At 59.2% G+C, this 16,408-nt stretch carries 16 protein-coding genes; 7 read left to right on the forward strand and 9 right to left on the reverse strand.

Annotation, left to right across the window (positions count from 1 at the left end; all coding sequences use genetic code 11):
• Positions 1 to 304: 304 nt before the first annotated feature.
• On the reverse strand, positions 305 to 2,773 hold the full coding sequence (locus BN1936_RS00765; RefSeq protein WP_049686415.1) for a heavy metal translocating P-type ATPase: 2,469 nt from the start codon (positions 2,771 to 2,773) through the stop codon (positions 305 to 307).
• A gap of 108 nt (positions 2,774 to 2,881) precedes the next feature.
• Here BN1936_RS00765 and BN1936_RS00770 point away from each other — a divergent pair, with 108 nt between their 5' ends.
• Genes BN1936_RS00770 through BN1936_RS00795 form a run of 6 tightly spaced genes read left to right on the forward strand, consistent with a single transcriptional unit; the run spans position 2,882 to position 8,391 of the window.
• Positions 2,882 to 3,322 carry a MerR family transcriptional regulator gene (locus BN1936_RS00770; protein WP_022443360.1) on the forward strand — a complete coding sequence of 147 codons (441 nt, stop codon included), beginning with the start codon at positions 2,882 to 2,884 and terminating at the stop codon, positions 3,320 to 3,322.
• 27 nt (positions 3,323 to 3,349) lie between these two features.
• On the forward strand, positions 3,350 to 3,931 hold the full coding sequence (locus BN1936_RS00775) for a hypothetical protein (RefSeq protein ID WP_022443361.1): 582 nt from the start codon (positions 3,350 to 3,352) through the stop codon (positions 3,929 to 3,931).
• 20 nt (positions 3,932 to 3,951) lie between these two features.
• A complete protein-coding gene (locus BN1936_RS00780) occupies positions 3,952 to 4,503 on the forward strand; it encodes a hypothetical protein (RefSeq protein WP_022443362.1) in 552 nt (183 codons plus the stop codon).
• Positions 4,503 to 5,417 carry a tRNA adenosine(34) deaminase TadA gene (gene tadA / locus BN1936_RS11620; RefSeq protein ID WP_232422045.1) on the forward strand — a complete coding sequence of 305 codons (915 nt, stop codon included), beginning with the start codon at positions 4,503 to 4,505 and terminating at the stop codon, positions 5,415 to 5,417. Before BN1936_RS00780 ends, tadA begins: the two co-directional genes overlap by 1 nt.
• A 2-nt stretch (positions 5,418 to 5,419) precedes the next feature.
• Positions 5,420 to 6,448 (forward strand): S66 peptidase family protein, encoded by a 1,029-nt coding sequence (locus BN1936_RS00790; protein WP_022443364.1) that lies wholly within the window; start codon positions 5,420 to 5,422, stop codon positions 6,446 to 6,448.
• Between the two features lie 20 nt (positions 6,449 to 6,468).
• Positions 6,469 to 8,391 (forward strand): ATP-binding protein, encoded by a 1,923-nt coding sequence (locus BN1936_RS00795; protein WP_022443365.1) that lies wholly within the window; start codon positions 6,469 to 6,471, stop codon positions 8,389 to 8,391.
• Here BN1936_RS00795 and BN1936_RS00800 read toward each other — a convergent pair.
• A complete protein-coding gene (locus BN1936_RS00800) occupies positions 8,381 to 9,064 on the reverse strand; it encodes a response regulator transcription factor (protein ID WP_022443366.1) in 684 nt (227 codons plus the stop codon). The genes BN1936_RS00795 and BN1936_RS00800 overlap by 11 nt on opposite strands.
• A gap of 123 nt (positions 9,065 to 9,187) precedes the next feature.
• On the opposite strand from BN1936_RS00800, the gene BN1936_RS00805 reads away from it, so the two are divergent.
• Positions 9,188 to 9,460 carry a hypothetical protein gene (locus BN1936_RS00805; RefSeq protein ID WP_049686416.1) on the forward strand — a complete coding sequence of 91 codons (273 nt, stop codon included), beginning with the start codon at positions 9,188 to 9,190 and terminating at the stop codon, positions 9,458 to 9,460.
• A gap of 59 nt (positions 9,461 to 9,519) precedes the next feature.
• On the opposite strand, the gene BN1936_RS00810 is transcribed toward BN1936_RS00805, so the two are convergent.
• Genes BN1936_RS00810 through hypB form a run of 7 tightly spaced genes read right to left on the reverse strand, consistent with a single transcriptional unit; the run spans position 9,520 to position 16,405 of the window.
• On the reverse strand, positions 9,520 to 10,131 hold the full coding sequence (locus BN1936_RS00810; RefSeq protein WP_022443367.1) for a hypothetical protein: 612 nt from the start codon (positions 10,129 to 10,131) through the stop codon (positions 9,520 to 9,522).
• A gap of 15 nt (positions 10,132 to 10,146) precedes the next feature.
• On the reverse strand, positions 10,147 to 10,644 hold the full coding sequence (locus BN1936_RS00815; RefSeq protein ID WP_022443368.1) for an RDD family protein: 498 nt from the start codon (positions 10,642 to 10,644) through the stop codon (positions 10,147 to 10,149).
• A 12-nt stretch (positions 10,645 to 10,656) separates the two neighbouring features.
• Positions 10,657 to 11,709 carry a hydrogenase expression/formation protein HypE gene (hypE, locus tag BN1936_RS00820; protein WP_049686417.1) on the reverse strand — a complete coding sequence of 351 codons (1,053 nt, stop codon included), beginning with the start codon at positions 11,707 to 11,709 and terminating at the stop codon, positions 10,657 to 10,659.
• A gap of 42 nt (positions 11,710 to 11,751) precedes the next feature.
• Positions 11,752 to 12,870: a hydrogenase formation protein HypD gene (gene hypD, locus BN1936_RS00825; protein WP_022443371.1), complete on the reverse strand. Its 1,119-nt coding sequence runs from the start codon at positions 12,868 to 12,870 to the stop codon at positions 11,752 to 11,754.
• The gene (locus BN1936_RS00830; RefSeq protein ID WP_022443372.1) at positions 12,867 to 13,121 is read right to left on the reverse strand and encodes a HypC/HybG/HupF family hydrogenase formation chaperone; all 255 of its coding nucleotides are present in this window, start codon (positions 13,119 to 13,121) and stop codon (positions 12,867 to 12,869) included. The genes hypD and BN1936_RS00830 overlap by 4 nt, the downstream gene beginning before the upstream one ends.
• A 28-nt stretch (positions 13,122 to 13,149) precedes the next feature.
• Complete coding sequence (gene hypF / locus BN1936_RS00835) at positions 13,150 to 15,510, reverse strand: carbamoyltransferase HypF (RefSeq protein WP_049686418.1); 2,361 nt, start codon at positions 15,508 to 15,510, stop codon at positions 13,150 to 13,152.
• Between the two features lie 43 nt (positions 15,511 to 15,553).
• Positions 15,554 to 16,405: a hydrogenase nickel incorporation protein HypB gene (gene hypB, locus BN1936_RS00840; protein ID WP_022443375.1), complete on the reverse strand. Its 852-nt coding sequence runs from the start codon at positions 16,403 to 16,405 to the stop codon at positions 15,554 to 15,556.
• Between the last annotated feature and the right edge of the window lie 3 nt (positions 16,406 to 16,408).

Raw genomic sequence — 16,408 nt, forward strand, 5'->3', positions numbered from 1 at the left:
TTGAATTCTAGCAAAAATGATTCTTTGGATACAAAAATTATTTCTGAAGTAAATAATTCAGGTGTTTGAAAAAAGCGAAATTTTTTAAACTTGAGTAGCAATATAAGTAATATTGAAGTAATGAATTCATATCCCCTGTTTCTTCTGTTCCTGAAAAAACGCCGAGGAATCAAAGCCCTTGGGAGGTAGAAAAAAAGGGGTAGATCATCTCGTTTTTTTCGGGGTGACGAAGCCGGAAAGAAAAAGAAAACCGGAGCGTCTTTTAGGAGGCGCTCCGGCTGACCAGGTGATGCCCTGAAGGAGATCAGGCTGCGGCGCTGAGAGGAGAATCCTCAGCCATTTTTCCCGTACGTGTCTCCCCGCGTTCAGATTCCATATCGCTGTGGATTCCCGGCGCTGCGCGGAGAAGCCGCATGCCGTTTGCCACCACAATCAGGGTGACGCCGGTATCTGCGAACACCGCCATCCACATGGTGGCAAGCCCCGCGAAGTCAAGTATGGCGAAGATGATCTTCACGGCGATCGCAAAAGCGATATTCGCGACGAGGAATCGGTAGGTCTTCGCTGCCAGCCGCTTAAAGAAAGCGATCTTCCCGATGTTGTCATCCATCAGCATGACGCTCGCGGCCTCAATTGCCGTATCCGTCCCTTTGACTCCCATCGCGAAACCGATATCAGACTGCGCGAGAGCCGGAGCGTCGTTGATGCCATCACCCACCATAGCGGTAAGGCCGTCTTTCTGAAGGCTGCCGATTTTCTCGAGCTTCTGCTGCGGAAGGAGCCGGGCTTCAGCGTGATCGATTCCGACAGAGGCCGCAATCGCACTTGCGGCCCGCTCGTTGTCTCCTGTCAGCATCCAGGGAGTCATCCCGGCTGCCTTAAGGTCAGCAATGGATTCACGGATACCGGGTTTCACGGTGTCAGCGACTCCGAATACAGCGACCGGCCCGAAGAGATCAGCGAGTACCGAGACGGTCTTGCCTTCAGACTCAAGCTTCCGGACGCCTGCCTGGTAGGCAGGGTTTCCGCCTTTGATAGCGGCCGGGGACACCAGTTTCAGCATTGCGCGGCCGACTTTCGCTTCAACGCCGGCGCCAGGAATCGCCTTCAGGTCTTCCGCTGGGCCGCCGAGCGCCGTTGCTTTTCTTGCGGCATGCGTAATGGCTGTGGAAACCGGGTGGTCAGAAAGCTGTGAGAGGGCAGAGGCATTTTCCAGAGCCGCAGCTTCGGTGAGTTTCGGAGACACTGGAATCACATCCGTGCAGACCGGGCGTCCTGTTGTAATGGTGCCGGTTTTATCCAGCGCTACGTTTTTCAGAAGCCTTCCTTCTTCGAGATACTTTCCGCCCTTAATCACGATGCCTTCACGTGCCGCGCAGGCAAGCGCTGAAATGATTGTGACCGGGGTCGAAATCACAAGCGCGCAGGGGCAGCCGATCACGAGGAGCACGAGTCCCTTGTAGATCCAGTCCATCCAGGGAGCGCCCGCGAAGAGCGGGGGGAGCGTCGCGGTCAGAATGGCGGCCGCGAAGACAATCGGCGTGTAGTAAAGCGCGAAGCGGTCGACAAAACGCTGTGTCGGGGCCTTCTTCTGCTCAGCATCCTCGACTGAGGCGATGATCCGTGCGGCGAGCGTGTCAGAAGAAGGAGCCGTTACCCGGATTTCCAGCATTCCGGTGGTGTTTACAGTACCGGCATAGACATCGCTTCCCGGGTGCTTGGAGGCAGGAACGGGTTCGCCCGTGATCATCGACTCATCCGCGGATGAGTCCCCCTTGACGACCCGTCCATCGAGACTGATCCGCTCGCCGGCCTTGACTCGGATCTGATCGCCGATCGCGACGGATTCGACCGGAACCGTTTCCCATCCCGCGCCGCGTTTTACTTCAGCGGTCTTCGGGACGATCGAAAGGAGCGACTTCACAACGCTGCGGCTCTTCTCAAGGCAAAGCTGCTCGATTCCTTCCGAAATCTCGAAAAGCGCCATGACCATAGCGCCTTCCGCCCAGTTGCCGGTCAGAATCGCGCCGATCACCGCAAGCGCCATGAGGGCGCTCATATTGAATTTGAAGTGGAGGAATGAAATGAGGCCGCGCCGGAAAGTTGAGACGCCGGAGAGCGCGACGGAAATAACCGCGAGACACAGCCCGATCAGGTCCGGCGTGCTGAAACTATGGCCGAAGAGTGTGAGAACCGAGCCGCCAGCCGGAGCAAAATCCGGAATCAGCTCAGCCGCGAAGGCAAGCACCAGCGCAGTGCCGAGTTTCTTCCATGGAATTGAGGTCTTGACCGGGTCAGACGACTTCCGGAGAGCGAGCTGCGCTGAGTATCCGGTGCCGCGGATGACATCGAGAATCTCAGGCGCGCGGTCGCGCGCCACCGGGAACGTGATCGTCCGGCGCCGGGTATCAAAGACTCCGTCCGGAATCTCAGGGTGAGAGGAGAGGGCTTCCTCAATTTCTCCGGCTTCCACCGCGCAGTCCATCTCAGGCACGAGAATGACGATCTGTTCTGAACCGTTTTCTGGAGAGCCCGGAAGGATTTTCCCGGGATGTCCAGCCCGTTCGAGGGCGGCAAGAATGTCCTCGTCAGGCACTGAGTCAGTTTTGACTTCCAGAGTCCGACGGGCCGTATCCGCGGCAATAGAGCTGATGCCGCTGATTTTTTCAAGTTCTGCCCGGATTTCACCCTCCTCCACCGGGCAATCCATATCCGGAACGGAAAGCCGGATCAGGTTCTCTCCGGTCTTCTCTTCTGTTCCTGAATAAGCCATGACAGGCCTCCTCTTTGAATGGTTTCATGTTTGTTATGATAAATTAAAAAGCCTGTAGTTGCTACAGGGTCAAGAGTTATTGACCGAACAGATTTAAGGATTAACCCTATGAGAATCGGAGAACTGTCGCGTGAGACCGGTGTTCCGGTTGAAACGATCCGCTATTACGAGAAAGAGGGGCTTCTTGAGCCCCCGATGCGCCTGCAGAATAACTACCGCTCCTACGGTGACCGGCATCTTGCGAGGCTTCGCTTTATTGCTCACTGCCGGAAACTAGATATGGGTCTTGAGGAAATCCGCGAGATTCTGAATTACGACAGCAGTAAGCCGGAAGAGGCCGGGCATATTCACGAGCTCCTGCATCGTCAGATTGAGGCGGTGGATGCCAGAATCCGGGCGCTGACAGAACTTCAGACAAAGCTCTACGAGCTTGAGCACAGCTGCCACGGTCATACGCAGGGTCATCAGTGCGGCATCATTCAGGAGCTTTCTGCCCCCGAGGCGGGGAGGAAACCGGACGCGGGATCCATTAAACTCGCACACGGCTAATTTACTTATTGGACACTGAGTCAAAAGATGGTTCATTTCACGCCGCTTCAGGTCATCCTGAACATTGTGATCGCGCTTCTCGCGGTTGCCCTGCCTACCTGGGTTCTTTGGATTGTGGGAAGCAAGATCCCGCCGGTGCTTACCTGTGAGGGAAGGAAGAGCGGATTTGCCGGCTCCCTTCCGTTCTTTACGGCGACGCTCGTTTTCTTCTTCCTCTACTGGGTCATCATGACGGCAGTTGATGCCGCTCAGGCCTATCGGTTTATTCTGATGTCGGTGGACTACACGCCGCTGCAGATTCTGATGCCGATGATCCCGGATGTGCTTTTCGTCCTCATTTTCGGCTGGGTGATCGTGCGCCTTACGATGAAGCGCTCCTCCCGCGCGGTCGCCGAAGCAGGGGCCGTTATCTGGGTGCTTGGTCCGATCGGGACACTTGGGTCGTTCTTCTTCTACCAGACCCCGGACCTCAATGTGACGGGGCTCTTCGCCTCATTCTTCTACGCGCTCGCCGCGACGGTTTATCTGGTGTTCTCTGACCGCGTGGCTCTGACCTACGGAACCCGGCGCGGCCGCTCGCTCAGGCCGCTCAAGGTTTCCGCTGAATAAAAGAAAAGGAGGAAAGAAGCATGAGTTATGCCGGTTCATTTCAGATGTGGCTTGGCGTTGCGATTCTGATCGGGCTGCTCTTCATTCTCGTAGTGAGTCTGAAGAACAGCGCGGCGAAGGTAGATGCCGGACGCACGGATCTTGAACGCTGGCACGGCAGCGTAACGGGGTGGTTCCTCGCGCCGGTGGCCCTGATCGTCTTTATGGCGTTTCAGAACCTCGTGCTTCTTATTGTCCTGATTTCCTCTCTGGGACACCGCCTCGCGATGGACAGCACGAGCGGAATGCTGGCAGTGCGCTATATCCTTCCCGCCTTCCTCTCGTTCCTTTTCTACGCGCTTTCGATCTACTTTATTGTCTGGGTGAGGAAGCCCTGGGTTCCTAAAATGGCCTCTGCGCTGCTGTGGCTCGCAGGCCCGGTTGTGTCGATCCCGGCCTACGCGCTTTTTGGCATGCAGCCGGGGCCGGCTGACTTCGCGATCCCATCCGGGGTTGCGGTGATCGGCACGGCTTATCTGCTCTTCTCCAAACGCTCCCGCGCGGTGTACCGCGTTCCGGCAGGAAAGATCTGATGGCTCCGCTTCCAATGCCTGAGCGGGCTGATGCCGCGGATGCGTCCCGCCTGGTTGAACTCTCCGTGAGACGCGGCTGGCCTCTCGCGTCGCTCAGGAAAGCGCCGTTTGAAGACCGCCATGCGGTGCTCGCTGGATTTGCGCTCTACGCGGATGCGGGGAAGGGGAATGCGGCGGACGCCGCGAAGAAGTTCCTTGCCGGAGCCGGGAGTTTCCTCTCCGGAACGCCTGAAGGACTGGTGGGGCTCGCCGTGGAGTACGGCTGGCTCGCGCCGGACGGGGCCGCGAACTTCACGGTGGGGCCCGGCGCGACGAAGCGGGGGCTCGAGGCCGAAATTGAATTTGCGGAGACGCTGCGTGCGGAGCGCCGGGAAAAGATCCGGGGGCAGCTTCAGGCGAAGAACCGCGAAGTGAACGGACCGGCCGCCGGGTTTGAGCCGGCGCTCGAAGAAGACGTCCGCTTTATGGACGAGGCGCTCACTGAAGCCCGTAAGGCCGGAGCCGAAGACGAAGTGCCGGTCGGCGCCGTAGTTGTGCTGGATGGTGAAATCATCGGGCGGGGCCGGAACGCTTCGGTTCACGGCTGTGATCCGACAGCGCACGCTGAAATCATGGCGATTCGCGATGCCGCGTCACGCCTGCGGAATTACCGTCTTGACCGGGCAACACTCTACGTGACGCTTGAACCCTGCCCGATGTGTACGGGAGCCATCGCGCATGCCCGCATCGCCCGGGTGGTTTTCGGAGCGTCGGATGCAAAAGCCGGCGCCTTTGGTTCAGCCACGTCACTCTCAACGGATCCTGCGCTTCAGCGTCGGATCCGCGCGACGCAGGGGGTCTGCGCGGATGAAGCCGCGGCGCTTCTGCGGAATTTTTTTGATTCGCGGCGGACAGCCCGCGAAGGGGAAATCTAGTCATGCAGTCTCTCAGGCCGAAAGTCGGTCTCATCACGCCGAGCAGAACCTATGTGATGGAGGATGACGCTGCGGCGCTTAATACAGAGCGTCTCACCGGCTGTATCACCGGGCTTGAGGATCTGGGATTCACCGTGGTGCGGGATGCCGCGGGATTCAGAAACTGGCGCCGCTACGGCGGCACAGACTCGGAACGCGCGGCCGAACTGAAGCAGGCGCTTCTCGACCCGGATCTGGATCTCGTGCTGCCGGTAAGAGGCGGTTACGGAATGACGAGACTCCTTCCGACGCTTGACTTCCGGAAGATTGGCGCACGAAAGCCCTTCGCGATGGGGTTTTCTGACTTTACGGCGCTGAACCTCGCGCTTTTCTCAAAAGCCGGACTCGCATCCTGGCAGGGACCGATGGCGGGAGGCCTCGCCCCCGGCTACCGGACGCGCGAATCCCAGATCGCGTTTCTGGAGGCGCTGACCGCGGGATTCTGGCGTCAGGAATGGAATGCCGGCGCGGCTGACCCGGACACGGAGCGTGAGGGCGTGATCTGGGGCGGGAACCTCGCGATGGCAGCCTCTCTCATAGGCACCCCGTGGTTCCCGACTCCTGAACAGGTGAAAGGCGGAATTCTGTTCCTCGAGGATGTCGGTGAGCCCCCGTACCGGATCGACCGGATGCTGCTGCAGCTTTGGGAAGCAGGCGTTCTCGGAAGCCAGTCCGCGGTGGTGCTTGGATGCTTCACGGATGCGGACCGCCATGTCACAGGAGATCTCGACCTGAGACTGGAGGACGTGCTTTCAGACTTCAGAGACCGGCTCGCGCGCTCTGGCGTCACCATGGTGACGGGGCTCCCGTTCGGTCACATCAGGAAGCTCTCCGCGGTGCCGATTGGGGTGAAGGGAACCCTGCGGGTGAAAGCGGGACGGGCTGAGCTGTCAGCGGATTCGGTGCCTGTCATCAGCCGCGGCCGTGACCTTCTGCAGGCGTCTCTCGACACGGTCAGAAATACGGCTTCCGAGGCTTCTGCCCCGCTCTGAACGGAAAAGGATACTGACTGATGGGTGCCCGTTTCAGTGCCTTCCGCCTTGCGGTGCGAAGGATTTTTTCCGAATCACTTCCCGGTGCGGTGCTCGGAAAGCGCACGTCCCGCGTGATCAGCCAGCAGCTCGATCAGGCAATGCGGGTGATGTCTGTGGCGCTGATTGCCCAAGGGGCGGGCGCCGCGCTTCTCATCGCGTCGCTCTGGAGTGCCGGATCGCATGCGCTCCTCATCTCCTGGGGCATTGTGGTGATCCTTACGATCATTTTTTCGATCGAATATAACCACCTTTTCTTTGCGGATAAGAACCGCGTGGCGAGGATCCGCGGCTGGATCCGGGTTGGAATCGCGCATAGCTTCGTTACCGGAATCACCTGGGGTTTCGCGGGGGCGGTGTTCCCGTCACTCGGAAGCGAATACACGCTTGCGGCCTCGGTTTCCGCCGTGATCGGCGTAGCGCTTGGCAGCTGGCCTTTCTACGCGATGTGGCTCCCGGGACTCGCGATTTTCACTTTCCTCGCGCTCTTCCCGACTGGTCTCTCCATTCTGCTCAATTACTTTCATACATCGCAGGGTTTTGTAGCCATCTTCTTCTTTATCGTGATCGGCGTGATTCTTTATTCGGGCCGGCGTCTTCACGACCTGATTCTCTCCTCCATTCTCACGGAAACCGAGAACCGGAAGCTGCTGCAGAAGCTGGCCCGTGAGAGGAATGCCGCGGAAGCGGCCCGCCGCACAGCGGTGCGTGAGGGGCAGAAGCGGCAGGAATTCTTCCGGGCAGCGAATCACGATCTCCGACAGCCGCTTCAGGCGATGGCGATTTACCTGCAGATTCTGAAGAAGAAGGCCCCGGCCGATATTGCCCCGGTTGTGCAGCAGCTCTCGCTCTGCGCGGGATCGATTTCCAACCTCGTGGAGCAGATTCTGGAAGTGAGCCGAATCACGGCAGACACGCTCGCGATTCAGCGGGAACTCGTGCCGATTCCGGAGTATTTCGAGAAGCTACGCCAGGAGTGCGCGCCGATCGCCAGAGCGCGCGGCGGCACATTTGTGATTCGGCCGCTCGACTACAAGATTGACACGGATCCTGCGCTTCTCTCACGTGTGATCCGGAATCTCGTGAATAACGCTTTCAAGTATTCGGATAAAGAGCATCCCATTGTGATTCTCGCCGCACGGCGCCGGGCGAAGGGGCTGATTCAGATCTGTGTCTACGATAACGGTCCCGGTATCAGCCGGGAAGACCGGGAAAAGATTTTCCACTCGTTCTATCGTGGGGAAGCCGGCAGAAAGGCGGAAGGCTTTGGTCTGGGGCTCGCCATTGTGAAGGGGATCTGCAGCCGGCTCGGAATCGGTCTCTCGATGGGGTCGCTTCCCGGGAAGGGATCGGTTTTCAGACTGCAGCTCGGGGCCTCAACGATTACAGAGCCGCTTGCCCTTTCGCCCCGCGGCCAGGCAAAGAAGACGATTGAATTCCGCGATATTCTGGCCCGGATTCTCTATCTCGAGGATAACCGTACGGTGTCTGACTCCGTGAAGGCCCTGCTCGAATCCTGGGGCGCGACGGTTCGGGTGTCGCCGTTCCTTGATGACGGGCTGCTGGAGGAGATGAAGGCCTTCAGGCCTCAGATCCTGCTCACTGACTTTGATTTCGGGGAAGGGGCGCCGAACGGCATTGAGTCCTGCCTGAAGCTCTCGCACGCCCTGAAAACATCTGTCCCGACCGTGATTCTCACAGCGGTGCCTGAGGACATGATCGAGCGCGAGTGGCAGAAGCAGCTTCCTCATCGGGCGCTCGCTGAGATGCCTGAAATCCTGCGGAAGCCCGCGGATGAGGAAAAGCTGAACGGCGCGCTCTGGCGGATGTTTGAGACGAAGGGACCGGATTTTGCGGCCCCGTCGGGCACTTCCCAGGCGGCGGAACCGGCGCTTAAAGGTTGATCTTGTAACCCGCGCGGTGCGCGGCAATGAGGGCTTCGGTGCGGTTCCGCGCGCCGAACGCCCGGTAGATCGCGGAGACGTGAGTCTTCACGGTGCCTTCAGAGAGATTGAGATTCGTGCAGATACGCTTGATGGGGTTGCCCTTCGCGAGCTCCCGGAGCACATCCATTTGCCGCGGGGTCAGCGTCGGAGCGGATGCCATACGGCCCGCGATGCCTTCCCCGGCCTCAGCGAAGAATCCGCGGCGCTGGCTTTCCTCGATGATCTTTGAAGGGAGATAGACGCCTCCCTTCAGCACAAAATGAATCGCGGTGAGGAGGAGATCCGTGTCGAGCGTTTTCGGGACGAACCCGGCGGCACCCAGCGACAGCGTGTTCATTACGCTTTCACGGTCTGTAACACCTGAGAGCACGAGGATCTTAAGCGAGGGCTCCTCGCGCACGAACTCTTCCAGAAGACTGGTGCCGACAACCCCAGGCATCGAGAGGTCGAGAATCAGGAGATCAGCCTCCGGGGCATGGCTGTGAACGAGTTTCCGCGCTTCATCCACGGAATTCGCCGTGAACACTTCCGAGTCGGGATTTTCACTCGTGAGAAGCATGGATAGCGCTCCGGTAATGAGCGGCTGGTCATCGACCACGAGGAAGCAGAGCTTATCGGAAGCATCGGACACGGAAAATCTCCTTTAGACATCAAATACGGGAGTGAATTCTAGCCGGATAACCCGGGGTTCGCTCTCACCTGAAACTTAAATGGACTTAAAATTTACTGTATTCATTCTTTCGGAGTACTGGCTGTGCCGCTGAATCCCGCTCAAATCGCGCTTCTTATGGCGAGGCTCCCCGCCGCGAGCCAGCAGGCGCTCGAGTTCCTCGCGAAAACCAAGGGTAAAACACCCCAGGATGTGTTTGAAGAGTGCCTGCGCGAATACATCGCCGGCCGGGTGCCTCAGGTTGACGTGTCGGCCGCGCTCTCGACAACCAAAAATGTGATGTATAACTTCGGGTTCGCCTTCGGCAGGATCCGAAGTCTTGCCAGGGCCTGGCAGGACCGTAACGACAAGGAGTAAAGCAAAAGGGCGGTTGAATCAACCGCCCTTTTTCACTGGATCCGGGGTTTCTGTCCGGATCAGGCTTCCTTTTCAGGTTCGCCGCTGAAATCCATGTGCTGGAACGCTTCGGGAAGCTCCACAGACTTGGACGTGCCGGAGACGAGCTTTGCGAACACGTCAAGCATTCCCTCAAAATCCGATTCATTCACCGGCTGATTGAAGCGCTTCATCAGCTGCTCAAACGTCGCAAACTTGCTGTAGACGTTCGAGAAAATGAGGATGAAGTTCTGCATGGCGGCCTCTTCCGTGCCGGCGGCGAAATCCGGGCTCTTCTCGAAGAGGTTGCCAGGGATAGAGTCCGCGAGCCACTTCACGAGCGGAACTCCGGCCCATCCGGGAAGGGTCTTGCCGGGGAACTGGCCGAGGAAGAGCGCTGAAAGGAAGAAAAGCGCGCGGTGTTCCTGATCGATCAGCCCCAGCGTCTCTTCATCAGGAGCGTCAGGCGCGTCAACACCGCGCTTCGCGGCATCCTGATACAGATCGCCGATCCGGCGGCAGCTTTCTCGGGCAACCGTGGCGGGAATCCGCAGGAAAGCCTTGACGGTTTCCGGATTCTTCAGATCAATATTGCCGGCATCCAGGAGTGCCTTGAGCTTCTCGGTTGTCGCATCCATTTTTTCTTCTGTCATGAAGCGTCCTTCACTTTATTTGGTTTTGTTGTCCTGCCCGTTTTTTAGAATTACACGGGTTTTTGCCATGGTATCCCACGGCTGGGCTTCGCGCCTCGAGGCCCAGAGATAGGAAAAGGGAAGCAGGAAGGGGTAGAGGAAGTACCAGAAAAGTCCGAAATTCAGAATGCCGCGGGCTCTCTGGTAGGCCTGAAGGTAATTGATCCGTCCAAGCGTTTCCTGATCCACGACTCTCAGCTTCATCAGCATCTTTCCCGGCGTGGCGCCGAAGAGGAAAAGGAATACGGATTCGTACGACATGTGGCAGACGCCGAGAGTCGCCACTGCGCAGACAATAAAGAGAATGCCGGCCGTCTGGTCAGAACCGATATGGCCGGCTGCGTTCAGATACTCGTAGACCGCGCTGTACAGCATCAGGCCGCACGGGAATCCGATGATGAAGCAGATGAGGGAATCAATTCCCCGGGCGGCGGTGCGCCGCCTGAGGAGAGGATCACGGGGTTTTTTATCCATAGCCCCGGGAGTTTAGCAGATGCGCGGGAGCTGATCCGCGTTCAGCCAGTCGACCATGCGGACGCCGCCCATGAGGGTCGTCATCTGCACGTAGCCGCGGGCTTCATCCGTCACCGTGCCGACGATTGCGGATTCTTCACCGTGAGGTGCGGACTTCATGGCGGCGAGGCAGGCTTCGGCCTCGTCCTCCGGGACGATCGCGATCAGTTTGCCTTCGTTCGCGACGTAGAGCGGGTCAAGGCCCAGGAATTCGCAGGCCTGTGCAACGTCTGAGTGAACCGGAATCGAGGCTTCGTTCAGCATGATGCCGACGTCACTCTGGGCCGCGATTTCGTTCAGCGTGGTGGCGAGACCGCCGCGCGTCGGGTCACGGAGCACATGGACGTGGGGAGCGGCGGCGGCAATGGCATCCACCATGGCGTTGAGAGGCGCCGAGTCGCTGAGGATCTTGGAGCCAAAGGAGAGTCCTTCGCGCTCCGACATGATCGCCATGCCGTGGTCACCCATCGAGCCCGAGATCAGCACCTTGTCGCCCGGTTTCGCGAGACGTCCGGAAACGTGAATCCCCGGAATCACTTCACCGAAACCGGTGGTCGTGATGTAGAGACCGTCGCCGTGTCCCTTTTCAACCACCTTCGTGTCACCGGTCACGATCTGCACGCCCGCCTCATGAGCGGTACGGGCCATCGATTCGATGATCTTTTCAAGCTTCGCGATTTCGAAACCTTCTTCGAGCACGAAGCAGGCCGCGATGTAGAGAGGTTTCGCGCCGCACATGGCGACGTCATTCACCGTACCGGCAATAGCGAGGGATCCGATATCGCCGCCCGGGAAGAAGAGCGGACGGATCACGTGAGCGTCACAGGAAACGACCGGGGTTCCCTTGATTTCCGGGAGGAACGCGCCATCGTGTCCCTCATCGAGAATCGGGTTCGAGAAGTACTTGCCGAACACCTGAGTGATCAGCTGAGCCGTTGCCCGGCCGCCGGCGCCGTGCGTGAGATCAATGATCCCGTGCTTCACGTCGATCGGAGTTGAGAAATAACGTCTTTTTTCTTCCGCCATAGCTGTCCTTTTTATTTTTAATCTTCGAATACCGGAAGGCTCTTACTTGCGAAGCCGGCCGTAGCTGTAATAAGCCGCGCAGGCACCTTCGCTCGAAACCATGCAGGAGCCGAGCGGATGAGCCGGCGTGCAGGCCTTGCCGAACGCCTTGCATTCAAACGGTTCCTTCTCGCCTCGGAGAATAGCGCCGCACTGGCAGGCCTTATTGTCGGGCACATGGTGCTCTACGAGGCCAAAGCGGGTTTCGGCATCGAATTCAGCGAACTCAGGCGAGAGCTTCAGAGCGGACTTCGGAACCGGGCCGAGACCGCGCCACTCAAAGGAGTCGCGGAGCGAGAAGACGCGGGCCATCAGATCGATTGCGCGGCGGTTGCCTTCCGGTACCACGGCTCGGGTGAATTCATTCTCCACCTCATGGCGGCCTTCGTTCACCTGCTTCACCAGCATCAGAATCGTCATCAGCATGTCGAGCGGCTCAAAGCCGCAGATCACGACAGGCATTTTCCACTTCTCGGCGAACTGCGCGTAGGGCTCGGAGCCAATCACGACAGAAACGTGAGCCGGGCCGACAAGACCGTCGAGCACCGGGGCGTCAGCGCGCTTCGGAGCGGTGAGAAGAATGTGTTCCATCGCGGAAGGCGTGAGCACGTGGCAGCAGATCACGGAGAAATTCTTGATCTGCTCCTTCTTCGCTTCCAGCAGGCAGAGCGCCGTCGGAGGCGTTGTTGTTTCAAAGCCGATCGCGAAGAACACCACCTGGCGGTCCGGATTGTCGCGCGCGATCTGCAGCGCGTCCATCGGCGAATAGACCATGCGGACGTCCGCGCCTTCAGCCTTCGCCTTGAAGAGCGACTTGCCGCCGGAGGCCGGAACGCGGAGAGTATCCGCGTACGTGCAGAGGATGGCGTTATGCTTCAGCGCGCATTCCATCGCCATATCGATACGGCCGATCGGAAGCACGCAGACCGGGCATCCCGGTCCGTGAATCATATGGACGTTCTTCGGCAGGATATCCGTGAGACCCCAGCGGGCGAGCACATGCGTGTGACCGCCGCAGAACTCCATGAAACGGTACTCACGGTTAGGATCCACCGTGGCGGCGAGCTCCGCCGCAATACCCTTGGCCTGTTCGGAATCGCGGTATTCAGTGACGAACTTCATGCTGCGGCTCCTGCAGCGGCAGCCGAACGGGCGCCGGACTGGGCAACTTCAGCAAGAACCTTGAGCGTGGCCTCGGCCTGCGCTTCATCGATCTTCTGAAGCGCGAAACCCACGTGGATCACGACCCAGTCGCCAGGCTGAGGATCCTCGATGAGACTGATGTTGATGTTCTTCTGAATGCCGCCGAGGTCAGCGATGGACTCATCGGCGCTCAGAATCTTTTCGAGTTTTCCAGGAACTGCCAAGCACATATCATTGGTCCTTAAGTTAAAAAATCGTTTACGGAGAGACACGGTCTCCGCCGTCCAGAGCGCCTTCACGGCGCGCGAGAGCGGCGAGCCACGCCTGACCGAGAGCGACGCCTCCATCGCCAGGAGGCACAGCCGATGAGAGGAGCGGATGGATCCCAGCGCGGCCGAGGAGGCTGATAAGCCGGACGGTCATCCGGCGGTTCAAGAAGCAGCCGCCGGCAAGACAGAGCGGCAGATCCGCTTCATCCGGTCCGGTGAGCTGCAGAATCCAGTCAGAAAGCGCGCGGGCGACGCCCTCATGGAAATCCGCGGACGCCTGTGAAACAGCATCCGGTTCATGCGGGGTGTCAGCGAGCATCGCCATCAGGGGAAGAAGGGAAAGCGAGCCGTCGGGCAGGATTTCCCAGAGTTTTCCGAATTCGCGCGGTGTCTTCCCTTCGGCCGCGGATTCGAGCCGCATGGCGGCTGTCGCTTCATCATGCTGCGTGAGGCAGAGTCCGAGAAGCGCGGACGCTGCGTCAAACCACCGCCCCATGGCGGTGGTGACACCGGAGAGCCTGGGGTTGGCAATGACCTTCCGGATCATGCCTGAGTTCGGTTTTTCGCGGAACCGCTCCGCGATTTCGTCTCCCCGTCCCAGAGCTTCGAGAACAGAGGAAGCCATGCGCCAGGGTTCACGCGCCGCGCGGTCGCCGCCGGGAAGCGGGATCGCGAGAAGATGCGCTTCGCGTGTGAAGCCTGCGGGCGTGAGATGGAGCATTTCGCCGCCCCAGGCTTTGCCGTCGGTGCCGAGACCCACGCCGTCAAGCGCGATGCCGCGGGCGGATCCCGTGATGCCGTATTCCGCCATCACGGCGCCGATATGGGCCCGGTGATGCTGCACGGCATAGGCAGGGATCCCGCGATCAAGCTCAATCCGGTGAGCGAGACGCGTGGAGAAGAAGTCCGGATGCAGGTCATGCGCCACCAGTTCGGGCGTGATTTCAAGCACCGCTTCGAGATGCTTCACTGCAAGTTCGAGCGCCTCACAGGAACTGGCGTTCCCGAGGTCGCCGATATGCTGCGAGAGGAAGGCTTCGCCGCCGCGGGTCAGACAGGCTGTGACTTTAAGTCCCGGTCCGGTAGCGAGAACCGAAGGAGAGTCAAAGGCAAGCGGCACCGCTTCCGGTGTATAGCCGCGGGCGCGGCGCACCATGCGGGGCTTATCCGCCACGACCCGGACAACCGAGTCATCGCAGCGGACCAGAATCTCGCGGTTATTCGCGAGAATGAAGTCGGCAATGCCGCCGAGACGCTGCAGCGCTTCATCGTTTCCGATCACAAGCGGTTCTCCGCCCGGATTCGCGCTCGTCATCACGAGTGTCCAGGGGAGCACGCGGCTGTCAAGCCATTCAACGCCATCCGGACGTCCGGCAGCCTCATGGAAGAGGAGCAGATGCACGGGCGTATAGGGGAGCATCACGCCGAGTTCAGTGAGCCCTGGGGCAACGCCCTCGAGTTCAGCGTCGCAGAGCGGTGTCTTTTTGGCGAGAACAATCGGGCGCGCGATGGATTCAAGGGTTTTGCGCTCAAGGTCTGAAAGCGTGACAAGCCGGGAAGCGGACACCGTATTGGCGCACATCACGGCAAGCGGTTTTTCGTCGCGGCGCTTCCGGGCGCGGAGCAGATGAACCGCTTCAGCGTTTGCCGCGTCGCAGACAAGGTGGAAGCCGCCGAGCCCCTTCACCGCGAGGATGCGGCCTTCCTTCAGGAGTTTCACTGCGTCGCGGATGGGATCATCCGTTTCGACGGTTTCGCCTGTATTTTTCCAGAGCATGAGCTTCGGACCGCAGACAGGGCAGGCGTTCGGCTGAGCGTGGAAACGCCGGTCGAGCGGATCGCGGTACTCCTTCAGGCACTCGGGGCACATCTTGAAGGGTGCCATCGAGGTCTGCGGGCGGTCGTAAGGCAGATGCCGGGTGATGGTGAAGCGGGGGCCGCAGTGCGTGCAGTTGGTGAACGCGTAGCGGTAGCGGCGGTTGCCGGGCGTGAACATATCGCGCTCGCATTCGCGGCAGGTCGCCGCGTCAGGCGTGATCGCGGTGGTGACGTGCCCCGCCTCGCTCTCATGAATGGTGAAGGACGGATCGCCCTTCAGGGGAATTTCGCGGCTCAGAACCGTATCGATTCTGGCGAGCGGGGGTTTGGCAGCACGGAGTACCGCTTCAAACCCCAGAACGGCTTCTCTCTCCCCCTCGATTTCTATACCGACGCCGGCTGCGTCATTGAAGACGAAACCGGTCAGATGGCGTTCAAGCGCGACCCGGTAAACGGTGGGCCGGAAACCGACTCCCTGTACAAGACCGGTTACGCGGACAAGCTGTCGGATCATCTGCGGTGTTTCTGGCATGAGAAATCGACCTGATAGTGGAGAGAAAAGCTTATGTCGACAATCAGAGAGTGGCGAGGGTGAGCTCGGTTTCGAGCCACTTCATCCACTTATCCATGCCGTCACCCTTCGTGGCGGAAACACGGAGACAGCGGATCTTCGGGTTCACGCGGCGGGCGTATTCTTCGCACTTATCGATATCGAAGTTCACGTAGGGCAGCAGATCGATCTTATTGATCAGCATCAGGTCAGCCGCCTGGAACATATCCGGGTACTTGAGAGGCTTGTCAGCACCTTCAGTTACCGAAATCACGACCACCTTGTGGGCTTCGCCGAGATCGAATTCAGCCGGGCAGACGAGGTTGCCAACGTTTTCAATCAGAACAGCGCTGCCGTCCTTCGGTTCAAGGTGATGAAGCGCCTCGTGCACCATGGCGGCGTCGAGGTGGCAGCCCTTGCCCGTGTTGATCTGAATGGACTTCGCGCCGGCGGAGCGGATACGGTCAGCGTCGTTCGCCGTTTCCTGATCGCCCTCGATCACAGAAATCGGCAGTTTTTCGGGGTCAGCGCGGCGGATCGTTTCGGAGAGCAGCTCAGTCTTTCCGGATCCGGGGCTCGAAACGAAGTTCAGAGCGAGGATGTGATGCTCAGCAAAGAAGGCGCGGTTTCCGGCGGCAACAGCGTTGTTGCGGGAAAGGATGTCTTCTTCGACGGAGATCGTGGACTCGTGAGAGTGGTCGTGCTCATGGGTATGGGCATGTTCATGATCGTGCGTGTGGGCATGATCATGGTCATGATCGTGATGATGATCATGCTCGTGCTCGTGTTCTCCGGCGTGAATCGTCACGTTGCCGTTTCCATCCGTATGGGAATGCATATGGGAATGATCACCACCGCAGCCGCAGGTTGCACACATAGC

The sequence above is a fragment of the Dakarella massiliensis genome, from assembly GCF_001182045.1.
GTDB lineage: Bacteria > Pseudomonadota > Gammaproteobacteria > Burkholderiales > Burkholderiaceae_F > Mesosutterella > Mesosutterella massiliensis.